The organism is Pelodictyon clathratiforme (genome assembly GCF_982375515.1).
On sequence record NZ_OZ455102.1, the window covers coordinates 1,550,768 to 1,565,007 of the forward strand.

15 protein-coding genes are annotated in these 14,240 nt (G+C 46.6%); 2 read left to right on the plus strand and 13 right to left on the minus strand.

Annotated features, from left to right (window positions below; all coding sequences use genetic code 11):
- Nucleotides 1–34 precede the first annotated feature (34 nt).
- From AC56AD_RS07485 to AC56AD_RS07505, 5 genes are read right to left on the minus strand one after another with little or no spacing between them, the layout of a single operon-like run.
- The gene (locus tag AC56AD_RS07485) at nucleotides 35–1,192 is read right to left on the minus strand and encodes a DegT/DnrJ/EryC1/StrS family aminotransferase (RefSeq protein WP_012508220.1); all 1,158 of its coding nucleotides are present in this window, start codon (nucleotides 1,190–1,192) and stop codon (nucleotides 35–37) included.
- Nucleotides 1,193–1,215: 23 nt separating this feature from the next.
- Nucleotides 1,216–2,346, minus strand: a complete 1,131-nt coding sequence (locus AC56AD_RS07490; protein ID WP_012508221.1) for an iron-containing alcohol dehydrogenase — start codon at nucleotides 2,344–2,346, stop codon at nucleotides 1,216–1,218.
- Between the two features lie 13 nt (nucleotides 2,347–2,359).
- Entirely contained in the window at nucleotides 2,360–3,073 is a 714-nt protein-coding gene (locus AC56AD_RS07495; protein WP_012508222.1) for an acylneuraminate cytidylyltransferase family protein, read from the minus strand.
- 21 nt (nucleotides 3,074–3,094) lie between these two features.
- Nucleotides 3,095–4,051: a hypothetical protein gene (locus AC56AD_RS07500; protein WP_012508223.1), complete on the minus strand. Its 957-nt coding sequence runs from the start codon at nucleotides 4,049–4,051 to the stop codon at nucleotides 3,095–3,097.
- Nucleotides 4,048–5,103 (minus strand): lysylphosphatidylglycerol synthase transmembrane domain-containing protein, encoded by a 1,056-nt coding sequence (locus tag AC56AD_RS07505; RefSeq protein ID WP_012508224.1) that lies wholly within the window; start codon nucleotides 5,101–5,103, stop codon nucleotides 4,048–4,050. Before AC56AD_RS07505 ends, AC56AD_RS07500 begins: the two co-directional genes overlap by 4 nt.
- A gap of 215 nt (nucleotides 5,104–5,318) precedes the next feature.
- Here AC56AD_RS07505 and AC56AD_RS07510 point away from each other — a divergent pair, with 215 nt between their 5' ends.
- Nucleotides 5,319–7,151, plus strand: a complete 1,833-nt coding sequence (locus tag AC56AD_RS07510; protein ID WP_012508225.1) for an AMP-dependent synthetase/ligase — start codon at nucleotides 5,319–5,321, stop codon at nucleotides 7,149–7,151.
- Between the two features lie 125 nt (nucleotides 7,152–7,276).
- On the opposite strand, the gene AC56AD_RS07515 is transcribed toward AC56AD_RS07510, so the two are convergent.
- The 6 genes from AC56AD_RS07515 to ffh form a co-directional block, all read right to left on the minus strand.
- Nucleotides 7,277–8,113, minus strand: coding sequence for an HhH-GPD family protein (locus AC56AD_RS07515; RefSeq protein ID WP_012508226.1), 837 nt, complete (start codon nucleotides 8,111–8,113; stop codon nucleotides 7,277–7,279).
- A 187-nt stretch (nucleotides 8,114–8,300) separates the two neighbouring features.
- Nucleotides 8,301–8,663 (minus strand): 50S ribosomal protein L19, encoded by a 363-nt coding sequence (rplS, locus tag AC56AD_RS07520; protein ID WP_012508227.1) that lies wholly within the window; start codon nucleotides 8,661–8,663, stop codon nucleotides 8,301–8,303.
- Nucleotides 8,664–8,675: 12 nt separating this feature from the next.
- Nucleotides 8,676–9,422, minus strand: a complete 747-nt coding sequence (gene trmD / locus AC56AD_RS07525; protein WP_012508228.1) for a tRNA (guanosine(37)-N1)-methyltransferase TrmD — start codon at nucleotides 9,420–9,422, stop codon at nucleotides 8,676–8,678.
- Nucleotides 9,423–9,944, minus strand: coding sequence for a ribosome maturation factor RimM (gene rimM, locus AC56AD_RS07530; protein ID WP_012508229.1), 522 nt, complete (start codon nucleotides 9,942–9,944; stop codon nucleotides 9,423–9,425). It abuts the gene before it with no gap.
- A gap of 6 nt (nucleotides 9,945–9,950) precedes the next feature.
- Nucleotides 9,951–10,361, minus strand: a complete 411-nt coding sequence (gene rpsP, locus AC56AD_RS07535) for a 30S ribosomal protein S16 (RefSeq protein WP_012508230.1) — start codon at nucleotides 10,359–10,361, stop codon at nucleotides 9,951–9,953.
- A 48-nt stretch (nucleotides 10,362–10,409) separates the two neighbouring features.
- Complete coding sequence (gene ffh, locus AC56AD_RS07540; RefSeq protein WP_012508231.1) at nucleotides 10,410–11,759, minus strand: signal recognition particle protein; 1,350 nt, start codon at nucleotides 11,757–11,759, stop codon at nucleotides 10,410–10,412.
- Between the two features lie 162 nt (nucleotides 11,760–11,921).
- Here ffh and rfaE1 point away from each other — a divergent pair, with 162 nt between their 5' ends.
- On the plus strand, nucleotides 11,922–12,908 hold the full coding sequence (rfaE1, locus tag AC56AD_RS07545) for a D-glycero-beta-D-manno-heptose-7-phosphate kinase (RefSeq protein WP_012508232.1): 987 nt from the start codon (nucleotides 11,922–11,924) through the stop codon (nucleotides 12,906–12,908).
- On the opposite strand, the gene AC56AD_RS07550 is transcribed toward rfaE1, so the two are convergent.
- Complete coding sequence (locus tag AC56AD_RS07550; protein WP_012508233.1) at nucleotides 12,877–13,515, minus strand: START domain-containing protein; 639 nt, start codon at nucleotides 13,513–13,515, stop codon at nucleotides 12,877–12,879. The two genes, rfaE1 and AC56AD_RS07550, sit on opposite strands and share 32 nt — an antisense overlap.
- A 50-nt stretch (nucleotides 13,516–13,565) precedes the next feature.
- A complete protein-coding gene (locus AC56AD_RS07555; RefSeq protein WP_012508234.1) occupies nucleotides 13,566–14,222 on the minus strand; it encodes an START domain-containing protein in 657 nt (218 codons plus the stop codon).
- Nucleotides 14,223–14,240 lie beyond the last annotated feature (18 nt).

The following is a 14,240-nucleotide window of genomic DNA, read 5'->3' on the forward strand; positions in this document are numbered from 1 at the left end:
CTGCGCAGGCTTTTTTTGTTATCAGTTTACCAGACTACCCTATCTTTTCCGCACCGGAAACTATAGCGTTGATCACTCTCTCAATCGTTTCCCCGTCCATCAGCACGGGAATGTTCAGACAAATACTGCTGCGCAGCATAATGCCGGTTTTTGGCCAGAGTGCTTCAAGATCGAGACCACGATACCGGTCATACTCTCCAAGAAGGTGTCCCCACACTCCTGCATAGTGCCAGTCGAGGGCTTCCGGCAGAATTTTGGTACCGAAACCATGCTCGGTCAGATGCGCTTCAAACTGCAAGGCGGCTTCGCGATCCCTGACCCTGAAAATCAGGGTATCTCCCTGTGAGCCAGCTTCATCACTGAATGGCCTGAGAATAATGTTATCAAGATGACGGATAGCCTCCTTGATTTTCTTCTTGTTCTCTCTTGACATCGACAGAATCGTATCAATTTTGGCGAGCTGGGCCAGACCGATGGCTGCAGTCACTTCGCTGAGACGCAAATTAAGCCCTTTTGAACGCCTCGGATCTTTGCCTCGTGGTAACCCTGGCAAGTGCATATGGCCATGATCAGAGAATTCGGCAGCACGGTCATAGATCTCCTTGTCATTGGTCACAATGATTCCACCCTCACCGGTATGAAGCGTTTTGCCTGCATCAAACGAGAACGAGGCAACACTGCCAATGGTACCAAGCTTCTGCCCTTTATATGAAGCTCCAAGTGCCTGCGCTGCATCCTCAATCAAAATTAGACCGCGTTCCCGGCAGAGAGCCGAAAGTTCATCCATTTTTGGCGAAGCCCACATGGGAATGGCCACCACCGCTTTTGTCGCAGGAGTAATAGCCTTTTCAACTTCCAGCGGGTCGAGATGGTAGGTTTCATCAAGCTCAACCGGCACAGGAACCGCTCCAAGCGCACTGATGGCCTCCACAGGGGCAATAAAGGTCCATGCCGTTGTGATGACCTCATCACCGGGAGCAATACCTGCACCGGCAAGAGCACAATGGATAGCAGCCGTGCCCGAAGAAACTGCATGGGCATACTTCACCCCAATCCATGCGGCAAATTTCTCTTCGAACTCCCTTGTTTTGTAATTCCCCCCGCCGTAACGGTATAAATTGACCTTTTCCCTGCTGAATAGCTCCTGTATTTCAGCCAGTTCTTCACGACCGATTAATTCTGCGCCAGCCATAATATGGTATCCTGCTCTTTTTGTTAGGTTAATTGAGAAATAACGGCCACTGCCGATTCTTCGGTAAATTCAACCGGATTACCTGAAAAAGATCCTTTCAGTGCTTCCGATGCGTTGTGCGCAAATTCGGTTACGCTTCCCTTGCCGTATCCATAAGGAACAAGGGTAGGTATCTGCAGTTGACGATAGAGTTCATCCATCTCTTCAAGCAGCTCAATGGTCACCTCTTTTGGTGAAGGGGTCGAACGCATGGGATTAAGAAGGGCATACTTTTCATAACCCTGGAGATGGTTGTAGCGCATGACCTCCTTGAGAAAGATTGCTCCGGCAAGACCATGAGGGACACGATGTTTCACTCCAAGATAGTAGGCAAAACCATTGGTCGGACCATCTCCGGAGTTCATGAGCGCCACCGTACCGCAAACACTGCCAAGAGCAAGATCAAGACGAGACTCCGCCCGATCAAGCTGGTTCTGCTGCAAAGCATAAAATGTGCGCTGAAATCCCTCTATAGAAAAAATCCGGCTCAAAGCGGTATGCTTGACCGACCCGAAACTGTCAACGCAGTGAACAAGACTGTCCATTGCCGAAGCAATCACATTTTCAAGAGGCGCTGTCATAGAGAGTTGCGGATCGATAACCGCTTTTTTCGGGAAATTCTTCCTGCTGTTGATACCCAGTTTGCGTCCCTCAGCTTCGTCAATAAAAACCGCGTTAAAGCTGACTTCAGCGCCACTGCCCAAAAGTGAGGGAACCGTTACAAGTGGCAGAGGATCATTAACCCCGGAAGGAAATCCCTTGAGGGAAAGTGCCGGAACGTTGTTCGTCATAAGCAGGGCTACACCTTTGCCAAGATCGAGAGAGCTTCCGCCACCTATGGCAACAAGAGCGTCAGGCGGATTGCTGCGGAAAAATTCAGCTACTGTTTCCAGGTGGGCATAGGTGGGCTCTCCGGCAAATTCGTTGCAGTAGATCACTGCGTTTGTATAGACGGAGGTAAGATTTTTTAATACGGACTGAAAATAAAGGCTGCCAGCCACATTGGCATCGTAGATGATTCCCGGTTTCTTCACAGATAATTGTGAGAGATGCTCATTCAACTTCAGGGCTTCGTTAACCCCGATAACAAGGTCGGTGGATAAAAAGAAATTCATAAAAACGGTAAGTCTAATAGTTCTGTGGAGCTACATCCCGGCCTGCCAGGTTTTTTTTATACAGGTAATATTCAATTAAATCTATTTCCTTGATAGTATCAATCTCCCATGTTTGCCAAAACTCCATTTCATAGACAGAGAGCTTTTTACCGATTCTGTTGCCAAAGGCGGCAAGAATCTCCGGCTTGAAAAGATAGATTGAACCATTTTCAATAAACTGTGTTGGACGATCCTGTCGCATACCTCGATTGCGGTAATCGAAATTGACACTTTCCCATTTTCCCGCCCTTGATTCCCACAGGGTAAGATCATCAGCTCTGGTGACCGAAATCAGCGAATCGGCCCCTTCCTGACAAAAAAGTGCTACTGCCCGATCAATATCATCAGGTTTGCGCAAGGGTGAGGTTGCCTGTAAAAATACAATCATCTCGAGCGGCATGTTGTACTCCCGTTCAATAACAGAGAGCGCATGCATAATGGCCGATTCAGAACTTGCCTTGTCGCCCGCAAGTTCCGACGGACGCACAATCACCTCTGCTCCGTATGCGTGTGCTACATCAGCAATAGCCTTGTCATCAGTTGTAACAAAAACCTTTTCAACACTTGTCGAGGCTGATGCCTGCAAAATGGTCCATGCAAGCAGTGGTTTTCCTGCCACAGGATAAATATTCTTCTCTTTAAGCCCTTTCGACCCGCCTCTTGCAGGAATAATTGCTACCGTATGCATGGAAAATAGTTGTGTTTTCGTTCAGCCATCAATAACCTGCCGACAGACATCAGCAATTCTCCTTGCTGCAGATTTATTCTGCAAAGGGGTAAGCGATTTTAGCTCGTCAGGATGCAGACCACAATGCACGATCTTGTTTAGAGCAGACCCTACAAAAATCGTGGATGAAAACTGCGCAATCAGCATTCGGGAGTTGGCAATCATCTCTTCAGTTCTGCCTTCGCTGAAAACAAGGCTTTCGGGAGCATAACGTTCAATCTCCCGTGTTGCCCGTGCAATATTTTCATTGGGATGCAGCTTGAAAAGAAGCTGGCTGCCATCGGCCATCGCAAGATATTTCCTGATATTTTTAAGCCGATTTTCATAAATAAACGTCTCACGGTTATCCGATGTGCAGACGAGCACATAATCACGATGAGCAAAATCATTCTGAAGATATTGCTCGCAATTATCGAAATTTGGTATGCTGGTCACCTCCAGTTTTGCCGGAGAAACCCCCTTGCGTATAAAGAGTTCACGATACCCTTCACTGGCAACACAGAACTTTTCGTAGGCATCAGAGAGTCCTGTTGTTGCCGTACCGGCAATCCAGCGAGGCATCCACTGAAAATTTTTTGCAAGATGGAAAAACACCGTTTCCGGTTCAGTCATACCCTCCTGAACCAAAACAATCCTCTTGCGCCGGATATGCTTCGGTACGATGAGATCAGTGCAGGTCACGACAAGATCATAAGCATGTGCAAGACCTCCGATATCAATCGTCAGGTGATTGGAATGGAGATATGCAAGCGTACGGTTCGATCGCTTGCGCCCCATAATGGTAAATTCAAGCAGCCCCCTGTCGCTGGCAGATCCGAGAATGCCGTCGCTGAAAAAGGGTGAAAAATACTGCTCATAATCCGTCAGCCACCCGGCAATCTGATGCATCTGGGTCGTCTGGTTCATCGAACCACAAATAAACAATACTTTCTTTTTCATGAATCTCCCCGACTAACTCCCTCTGCATCTCGTAGATGAACCCCTGATAAAAACATGATTGCGTACCCAAAGGTGTACCAAAGGAGCTCCTTAAAACGTCTTAAAAGCACAAAAGCGCCATAATCCTGAACATTATACAATCCAAGTGCCTGGAAAAAAACACGATAACCTAATTCCTGTATACCGAGTCCTGATGGAATGAAAAAAAAGAAAGCCCGAAGCATGGTAATGGCAGTATCCATGGAGAGCACCTGTAAAAATGAGATATCAACACCAAGCAAGCGAAGGATAATATAACTCTCGATCGCAAGCATGAACCAGGCGATAATATAGATGAGCAATACAAGAATCAGCCGTCCTGCAAAAGGGGTATCGAAACTCTTCAACTCAGCATCGGTATCAAGAAATCCACTCTCCCTGTCAAGCAGCCATTTTTTTACCCGCTTGAATGGTACAAACATCAGAAGTCTGTGTACACTTTGCGCTGCGTTTCCATTGAGCAGCAGGAGCAAAAAAACAAAAAAGAGGGAAAAAACTGCCACACCGGCTCCGACCATAATGTAACCAAGAACTCCTGCCGGAATCATCGGAATGGAAATGGTCTGTAACAGGGAAAAGCCAGCTATGGCGCCAATAATAGTGTAGATCCCCTGGGCCACACCAAGCATGAGTTTGCGCACAGCGACACTTGCCACGCCTGCCGGAAGTGGAATTCCAATAAAGCGACTGCAAAGATAAGGGCGAAGAGGTTCACCGATAGCCATACCCGCAGGAAGCGTCATGGATATGGTTTCGGTTATCAACTGTATTTTAAGAAGTTTGAAAAAAGGTATTGCCGTTATACCTGGAGGAAAAACCTTTATCCATGCAAACGTTTCCAGAAGGTGAAGCGCCAGAAAAGGAAGAAGAATAGAGACAGAGGAAAAGCCAATTGACGAGATCCGTCCAACCACTCCCGCAAAATCAATTTGGCGGAACTGAAACACAATAAGAACAAGTCCAAGAGCAAGTCCGATATAACCAGCCAGGTTATTGCCGGTTTTTTTCGTCATTCGCATAAAAAATCAGGAAACAAAGCTAAAAAAACACTCAAAACCCATTTGCACAATTTGCAAAGATAAGAATGTATCGTTAAATATTTATTAATCATTCGGAACGCCATAAATCGCCCTTCCGGATGGAGGATACAACATAACTGCCCACCCGGTGAAATGCCGGACTTTTCTCCCCACAGGGGATATTTACCACAAGAAAACATCTTTGACTGATGGGACTTATCAATCCTGGCTTCCAGACACTGCCCGAGCTTTTCACTTCGGTTTTTAACCATTACCGGGGACAAAGTTCAAAATTCCCGTTCGCAAGGAAAATCAATGGTGTATATGAACCCATCTCATATAGTGCTTTTGAAAAAGATGTCAACTCATTTGCTGCGTTTCTGAAACAGAACGGCATCAAGGCAAAAGAGCGGGTCGCCATTCTTTCAGAAAACAGGCCTGGATGGTACCTGTCTGATATGGCTATCCTGAACATCGGGGCAATCAATGTGCCGCTCTACCCCTCCCTGCCAGCCAATCAGATTGAATACATCCTTAGTAACTGCAGCGCGAAGGGCATTATTGTCTCAAACATGCTTCAGCTCGGCAAAATCCTTTCGATTTGGCAAAATCTTCCGGAATTGACTCTTGTGGTGGTTATGAACCGCCTCGAAGAGACCATCGAAGATGTTCTCGATCTGAATCAGGCCAAAGCAAGGGGTGAAAAAATTCTTGCAGAAAAACCCTGGTGCCTTGAGGGCGTACCTGTCGAACCTGACGATGTTGCAACGATCATCTATACATCAGGTACAACAGGGCTTCCGAAAGGAGTCATGCTTACGCATCGTAACATTTGTGAAAACGTCAAGTCCTGCTCCTCCATCATGCGTCTTGATGAATCCGACTGCAGCCTCTCTTTCCTGCCACTCTCCCATGCCTATGAACGAACCGGGGGTTATTACCTGATTTTTTCCTGCGGAGCAGCTATTTACCTGGCTGAGAGTATTGAAACGATTTCACTGAACATGAGTGAAGCCCGTCCGACCATCATCTTTACCGTTCCGAGACTGTTCGACCGCATCAAGATGGGCATACTCAAACAGATTTCCTCTCAAAGTGCCATAAAGCAGAAAATATTCTATTGGGCGCTGAAAACGGGGGAAAAGTACCACCAGGAAATCAATGAAAAAGGAGTTGCCGGAAAACTGCTTTCCGCGAAGCACGCCTTAGCAGAAAAACTGGTCTATAAAAAAATCAAAAATAAGTTTGGCGGAAGGTTGCGTTATTTTGTCTCCGGGGGAGCTGCCCTCCCTCAAAAGATCGGTGAATTTTTTCAGGCACTTGATATCAGTATTCTGGAAGGATTTGGCCTTACGGAGACCTCTCCGGTAACCCATGTCAATCGCCCGGAAAAAATCAAGTATGGCACGGTAGGCCCGGCAGTTGAAAACGTTCAGGTTATGATTGCCGAGGATGGCGAAATTCTGCTCAAAGGCCCAAATATCATGAAAGGATACTGGAATGATGAGGCTGCCACCCGGGAGGTTATCAGAGATGGCTGGTTCCATACAGGCGACATCGGAGTGATCGACCGTGACGGTTATCTGAAAATAACCGATCGTAAAAAGCATATCATCGTCACCTCTGGCGGCAAAAATATTGCCCCCATGCCTATCGAAAATCTTATTTCCGATAGCTCTTACGTTGATCAGGTTATTGTGATTGGCGAAAAAAGGCCATTTCTCATAGCCCTTATTGTTCCCGAATTCAATAAACTGAAGGAGTTTGCTGCCGCAGAGGGAATTCAGGCTGCGAGTAACAAAGAGTTGATTGAAAACAAGAGTGTTCAGCAAATTTTTGAAAAATTGCTCCGCACGGTTTCACGACAGCTTGCCACTCATGAAAAGGTACGCAAGTTCCTGCTTGTGGAAACCGCATTCACCATTGAGAGCGGTCATATGACTCCGACGATGAAACTCAAGCGCAAGGAGATCAGTGCAAGGTACGCCTCTGAAATAGACAAGGTTTACAATGCGCTCAATATGGTCTACAACTCAGAATAGGCCAGCAGAGGGGCACCACGATTACATACCTCATTTGCTGAACTGCCGAAAACAGGGGATATCAGTCGAGTTTGACGGGAAAAAATATGAGTCTGCTTCTTTGCATCAAAAGGAGTGAGCTACTTTTACTCTTCCCTGATTCTCAGAACTCTCCCCTGCCCATTCAAACCCTCATCCTCATCAACAAGCCCTTCACGAACGAGTCCGTCGATAATTCCCTGCAAACCCCAGGGACAGTCGCCATATTTTTCTTCAAGTTCTTCAACAAAGAGAGATTCGGAAGCGACAAGCTCTTTCAGCAGTCTGCCGCGATACCAGCGTTTTGAACCCTGGAATTTCGACTGTTTCGTCAATGAACGAATTCCTGTTCTGCGGCTGGTAAGATTGATCGATCCATAATCCATGAGGGCATTATGCCACTCACGGCTTCGACCTTTCGCCAGGAGCAGCTCTGCGACGGATTGGATTTCCCGTTTCGGGGTATCTTCCGACAGGGAAAATTCGTGAATGATGATCCGGCGAATGTTGGTATCGACAGCAGCAACATCAAGATTGTCAGCAAAAACCGGAATAGAGCGGCAGGTATACTCCCCTATGCCCGGAAGGGTTATAAGCTGCTCCGGGCGGGCGGGCACAACCCCATCAAACCGCTCCATGATCACCTTTGCACAGTTCTGAAGCCTCTGGCCGCGTGAGTTGTAACCAAGGCCGCTCCAGAGTATCAGCACCTCCCTGAGGGTTGCAGAAGCAAGAGTCTCTGTATCAGGAAAAGTGTCCATCCAGGCCAGAAATTTTCCCACAACCCGGTCGGCTTGCGTCTGCTGCAACATGATTTCGCTGACCATGACTGCATAACGATCGGTAGTCTCCCTCCAGGGAAAACTTCTTCTGTTCAACTGGTAAAAGTCAAAAATTTGTTGACGGAAGCGTTCGATATTCCGGCTGTTCAAGCTCAACGTCATTCAGAGAAAGAAGTAAAGGGGGAAAAGAGGCGCAGGCAAAGGTATTGTCTGACAACAAAAGCAGATATCCCCTTGAAAGGATTTTGCCATGAAGAATAATTCCACATCAAGCGGGATGCAGCGGGAAAAAAAACTGAAAAGGAAAATCCGGCAAAGCCGCAGCCTGCCGGATTACCAAAAAACAAGCTCAGACCCTCTCTGCCATCTTGCGTTCCTTGACTTTCAGTGCAGCTTTGCCAGTACGTTTGCGGAGGTAGAAGAGTTTTGCTCTTCTTGCCTTGCCATGCTTGACCACCGTAACACTCTCAATGTTGGGTGAATTGACCGGAATAATCCTTTCAACACCAACACCATGAGAAATTTTGCGGACAGTGATGGTCTTGTTGCCTCCAGCACCCCTGTCGCTGATGACAACGCCTTCAAAAGCCTGAAGTCGCTCTTTTTCTCCCTCAATAACCTTCAACTGAATCTTGACGGTATCACCCGGATTGATTTCCGGAAAATCTGTAACAGCCTGGGTGGCTTCAACCAACTTGATTAACTGATCCATGACGACAACTATTTACGTTATTTTGTTCTTTAATTCTAAACACTCTTTATCGAGAAGATCGGGCCGACGCTTGCGTGTTCGCTCAAGAGCATTTTCACTGCGCCACTGCTCGATATTGCTGTGATGACCCGTCAACAGCACTTCAGGCACCTTCATCCCTCTGAATTCTGCCGGACGAGTATAGTAGGTACAATCAAGGAGTTCCGTCTGAAAAGAGTCGGTCAGTGCCGACTCACTGTCACCAAGAACACCTGGAATAACCCTCACGAGCGCATCCATCAAAAAGAGTGCCGGTATCTCCCCGCCTGAAACCACAACATCACCAATGGAAATTTCCATGGTAATCAATTTCTGGCGAATTCTTTCATCAACGGCCTTGTAATGACCACAGAGAATAATAAGGTTGTGCATCCTTGAAAATCTGTTTGCCATAGACTGCTCAAACAGTTCCCCGTCCGGGGAAAGAAAAATCACTTCATCATATTCTCTTTCGGCCTTGAGTGCCTCTATACAGGCAAACACTGGCTCCGGACGAATCACCATGCCAGCACCACCTCCAAAAGGTGAATCATCCACCTGCCTGTACCTGCCCAATCCATAGTCATGCAGGTTATGCACATATATGTCCGCGAGCTCTTTTCTGCGCGCAATGCTCAACAATCCATTATCAAGCGGTGAATCAAAAAAGCCGGGAATGACAGAAATAACATCAATCCTTATGGCATTCCTGAGCTGAGAAGGGGTTTCAGGCACAACCATTTACAGAAATTCCTCAAATCTTGGGATGACCATATACTGCTCACGAAGATTAAACTCTTCAACAAACTCATCTATAGCAGGCAGCAGAATCTTTTTTTCACCAACCAGGACTTCATAAACATCATGTGCCGGCATGGCAAGAACATTGGTAACCGTACCAACCTCACTGCGTGAGCCATCAAGAACCTTCATTCCGATAATCTCATGCAGATATGCCCGGTCAGGGGGCTGCGGCAAAAGCTGCTCTTCGTTGATAAACAATTTCCAGCCAACAAGTGCTTCAGCTTTTTCCATACTGTCAATTCCCTCAAAGAACAACCATGCAAACCCGCCGCCAAGTACGGCTTTCTCGACCACCAACTGCTGAACCGAATCAACACTCTTTCCCGCAAAATACTTTTTGCGGGAAAGAAAACTTTCAGGGAAGTCGGTAATCAACTCCACCTTTACCTCACCCTTCAACCCTTTTGGTTTGAGGATGATACCTGTCAGATAGAGTTCCACACTGACCTCACTGTACATGAGTGATCAGGCCTCTCCACCGGTGGCAGCTTTTGCTTCAGCCTCTTTCTTGGCGCTGCGACGATGTGATTTCAATGCAAGCCTCTTCTGACGTCTTACAGCCTGGTGCTCCTGCCATTTTTCCATCTCTGCTGAAATTTCAGCCTCGCTGCGACCCATGCTTTTAAGCCTGAGTTCATACAGCAGTCCGGTGGTGCGGATAAGGCTGTTCACTGTTGCTGTCGGCTGTGCGCCAGTCTGCATCCAGTAAACGATACGATCTTTTTTAATAGTGACAGCATGAGGTTTTGCTGTTGGCTGATAAGTGCCAACAACTTCAAGGAATTTGCCGTCCCTTGGAGAGCGCGCATCGGCCACGACAATTTGGTATACCGGCAATTTTTTTCTTCCTGCTCTTTTCAGTCTAATCTTTACCAAGGCTCAAATATTTTAGTTAATGTTTACTGGTAACCGTGAATGTGCAATCTATCGTTTTAAAAACTTGTCAAGCGCAAGATTCTGCGAAGTAATTTTTCTGCCGGACTGAGAGAGCTTTGATACCGAACGCATCATCTTCTTCATCTCCCCGAATTGCTTCAACAGAAGGTTGACCTCCTGAACCTTTGTTCCGCTGCCTCGTGCAATACGTTGCCGACGACTGCCGTTAATGATATCGGGAGTCATCTTTTCCTGCTTTGTCATGGAATTGATCATGGCCTCAATTGGTTTGAAGTCAAGATTTTCAAGATCCTGTTTGGGAACCATCTTGTTCAGACCTGGCACCATTTCAATCAATCCCTGAATTGATCCCATTTTCTTGAGCTGCTGCAATTGGTCGAAAAAGTCGTTGAGATCAAACTCGTTCTTCATCAACTTTTTCTGCATCTCAAGACTCTTCTCAAGATCGAGGTTTTCCTGTGCTTTTTCAACAAAACTGACGATATCACCCATTCCCAAAATTCTCTGGGCCATACGATCGGGGTAGAAGAGGTCAAGGTCGTCAACCTTTTCTCCGATGCTGATAAATTTAATCGGCTTTTCAACAACCTGCCGGATGGATAGCGCCGCACCACCCCTTGAGTCGCCATCAAGCTTGGTCAGTACTACGCCGTCAAAATCAAGGCGATCATTAAATGCCTTGGCCGTATTGACCGCTTCCTGGCCCATCATGGAGTCAACAACGAAGAGAAGCTCGTCAGGTTTGAGTGCATGCTTCAAGGACTCAGCCTCTGCCATCATGACTTGATCAATCTGCAAACGACCAGCAGTATCGACAATAACAACATCTTTCGCAGCAGAGCGGGCGGCCTCCAATCCTTGAAGCGCTGCTTTCATGGCATCCTGCTCTTCAATGGCAAAAACAGGGACATCCACCTGCTGACCGAGTGCTTTAAGCTGATCAATTGCCGCAGGACGATAAACATCAGCCGCAACGAGCATCGGCTGTTTGCCGCTCTTTTTTAAACGTAATGCCAGTTTGGCGCAGAAAGTGGTCTTCCCGGAACCCTGCAAACCGGCAACCATGATAACCGCAGGCAGTTTTTTTGGAGAAAGGTTCAAGGGCTTCTGCTCTCCACCCATCAGCTCCGTCAGCTCGTCATAAACGATTTTGACGATCATCTGCGCAGGGGAAACGCTTTTGATGACCTGTTCGCCAAGAGATTTCTCTCTTATATCATCAATTAATTTCTTTGCAACCTTGTAATTGACGTCAGCACCAAGAAGAGCTCGCTTGATATCGCGCATGGCGAGACCAATGTTAATCTCGTTAATGGTGGCCTGACCCGCAAGTTTTTTAAAGGTGGCCTCTAATTTATCACTTAAACTATCGAACATTGGTTCCTGCTTTTTTCAGATAAAGCTTAAAAATGCTTAGCTTTAATTATAACAAAAAATAGCAAAAAATAAAATGATACAATAATAACTTCATTGCCGGGAATGGTTTTTGTTCCTTTATTTTACTGAACACCGACAGAAAACATCACAAAACAAGACGTTATGACAACCAGCCAAATAAAAAGCATCTTACACTCTTTTCGCAGTAAACGAATTGCTGTAATAGGCGACATAATGCTCGACAAGTATATTTTCGGCCATGTTTCACGTATTTCACCGGAATATCCGGTACCGGTTGTCGATGTTACCCACGAAGACTCAAGACTGGGGGGGGCTGCAAATGTTGCGCTCAACACGCTCTCTCTCGGAGCGGAAACCATATTGATCGGTATTACCGGGGCAGACAGTAACAGGGAAATACTCCTTGATCTCTTTCGTAATCATGGGCTTGCAACCGAGGGCTTGATTTGCGATCCTTCCAGACCAACAACAAGCAAAACAAGAATCCTTTCGCAAAACCATCATATCACGAGAGTGGATTTCGAAAGCAGAAAAGAGATTGATGCGGAAATTGAGCGAGCGGTTTTCGGCTCGGTTGAGGCTGTGATCGATTCGGTCGACGCAATCGTTCTGGAAGACTACAACAAGGGGCTCCTCGGAGCACAACTCATTCAAAAGATTATTACTTCCGCGAAGAGCCACAACGTCCCGGTTCTTGTTGATCCAAAACATCAAAACTTCTTCGCATACAAAGGGTGTACGATTTTCAAACCAAACCTTTCGGAAATGGCTGCATCTCTGGGCATCATCCTGCACAATAACGATCGTGAGGTTGAGGATGCCTGCCTCCTGCTTCAGAAAAAACTGGAGGCTGAAGCCATCATCGTGACCAGAAGTGATAAAGGGATGACTGTCTACAATGGGACGTTTACCCATATTGACGCAACATCGCTGGAGGTCGCCGACGTCTCAGGAGCAGGAGACACCGTTATCGGCATACTTGCTCTTGGTACAGCCGCACATATCGACATTGTGACGAATGCTATCATCGCTAATCTTGCTGCCGGAACGGTTTGTCAGGAGGTGGGTGCCGTACCCGTAAACCCGGAAAAACTGCTCAAGGTTTATCAGGAGTATCTTCAACAATAGAGAGATGCTGCTCTATCTCCTTCGGGTAGGGCGGATTATACGAAACATCCATTACAAGGGTTCTCATGTTGTTGAGTGAATAGAACGGTACCTCGAACATTCCGGTATTACTGACCGGAACAGGCACATCATTTCCGGGATCAACATGCATCACGAAAGTAGTGTGTACTGTTCCATGGTCGGTCGGAGTAAAAACCCACATCCCGGTCGAATGGCGTACGCGGTGATATTTGGGATTATCTGGCAGATAATCCGGTTCTCCCTTCATGGTAACCCCGATAGCATTTTCTCCTGCGGATACAAGGCCGGTACGCAGAATCATCTCCCGCTTCTGTAACGGCCAGGGAGTATTGATGATTTGACGGATAACATATTCGACACCATCGGTTTGTTCAAGAACATCCATACTCGAAAGCTGATGAACCCAACGACTGTAGTTCCCCATATCGTGAAAAAGGCTGATCAGCTTTTTCAATGAAGTTGGCATATCAGCCTCTCCCTTAAAACCGTGGATATCGGAACCACTTACCCTGGAAGAAAATATTTTGATCCCTTTATGTTCAACACGGAACGCCCACTTTCCATGAAGAATTGACTCAACATCCATACACTCACAATTAAATAATGATTGGCAGACTGCAAGAAATCCTCAACAGATCATACGGTTATAAACTTTTCATAGTTCTGGATAACATCTTTTGATGATTTTTTAAACGGAGCATCAACCGGAACCTTGTATTTCTCTCTCTTGACCATTTCCCGCAAATTGATCATCGTGTGGTAGGGTGTGTCGATAACCGCGATATTGGCAAGCCATGATGGAATCTCGCCACCGGGTTCGATATGAAGACGAAAAACAACCCTGCACTGGTTCTCTGAAAGAGGCACAATGTTCCATGCGCCCTCAAGTTCAGGAACACGGACATATTTATCGTTTCTGGGAAGATAGTCTGCCATACACTCCAGTTTGATAAATACTTCAGAGGTCTCAGGATCCATATACCCCATTGAGCGGGTTATGATTTCACGGTCAGAAACAGGCCATGGAGCGCTGACAAGCTGATAGACAACTCGGCCCTCATCTTCCGACAACTCCTGCAACAACCGCATTTCCCTTGTTTTCCAGACCCATTCAGGAGCAACCTCAATATCATACAAAAGACTCAGGACGGAATGCTGGGGAGCATCAATGACCGCAATAGCAACAAAAGAGAGAAAGTCAGAGGTAGGAACAGGACAAGTAAATATTTTCAACCAGTCATTTTTCAGCCGTAACGTACAGGCAGCGTTATTGATTTTTTCAAGTATCGACATAATGGAAAATGTGTTAAC

Coding starts and splice junctions, on each gene's coding strand:
- AC56AD_RS07485 (WP_012508220.1), bottom strand. CDS start 1,192: ATGGCTGGCGCAGAATTAATCGGTCGTGAAGAACTGGCTGAAATACAG.
- AC56AD_RS07490 (WP_012508221.1), bottom strand. CDS start 2,346: ATGAATTTCTTTTTATCCACCGACCTTGTTATCGGGGTTAACGAAGCC.
- AC56AD_RS07495 (WP_012508222.1), bottom strand. CDS start 3,073: ATGCATACGGTAGCAATTATTCCTGCAAGAGGCGGGTCGAAAGGGCTT.
- AC56AD_RS07500 (WP_012508223.1), bottom strand. CDS start 4,051: ATGAAAAAGAAAGTATTGTTTATTTGTGGTTCGATGAACCAGACGACC.
- AC56AD_RS07505 (WP_012508224.1), bottom strand. CDS start 5,103: ATGACGAAAAAAACCGGCAATAACCTGGCTGGTTATATCGGACTTGCT.
- AC56AD_RS07510 (WP_012508225.1), top strand. CDS start 5,319: ATGGGACTTATCAATCCTGGCTTCCAGACACTGCCCGAGCTTTTCACT.
- AC56AD_RS07515 (WP_012508226.1), bottom strand. CDS start 8,113: ATGACGTTGAGCTTGAACAGCCGGAATATCGAACGCTTCCGTCAACAA.
- rplS (WP_012508227.1), bottom strand. CDS start 8,663: ATGGATCAGTTAATCAAGTTGGTTGAAGCCACCCAGGCTGTTACAGAT.
- trmD (WP_012508228.1), bottom strand. CDS start 9,422: ATGGTTGTGCCTGAAACCCCTTCTCAGCTCAGGAATGCCATAAGGATT.
- rimM (WP_012508229.1), bottom strand. CDS start 9,944: ATGTACAGTGAGGTCAGTGTGGAACTCTATCTGACAGGTATCATCCTC.
- ffh (WP_012508231.1), bottom strand. CDS start 11,759: ATGTTCGATAGTTTAAGTGATAAATTAGAGGCCACCTTTAAAAAACTT.
- rfaE1 (WP_012508232.1), top strand. CDS start 11,922: ATGACAACCAGCCAAATAAAAAGCATCTTACACTCTTTTCGCAGTAAA.
- AC56AD_RS07550 (WP_012508233.1), bottom strand. CDS start 13,515: ATGGATGTTGAGTCAATTCTTCATGGAAAGTGGGCGTTCCGTGTTGAA.
- AC56AD_RS07555 (WP_012508234.1), bottom strand. CDS start 14,222: ATGTCGATACTTGAAAAAATCAATAACGCTGCCTGTACGTTACGGCTG.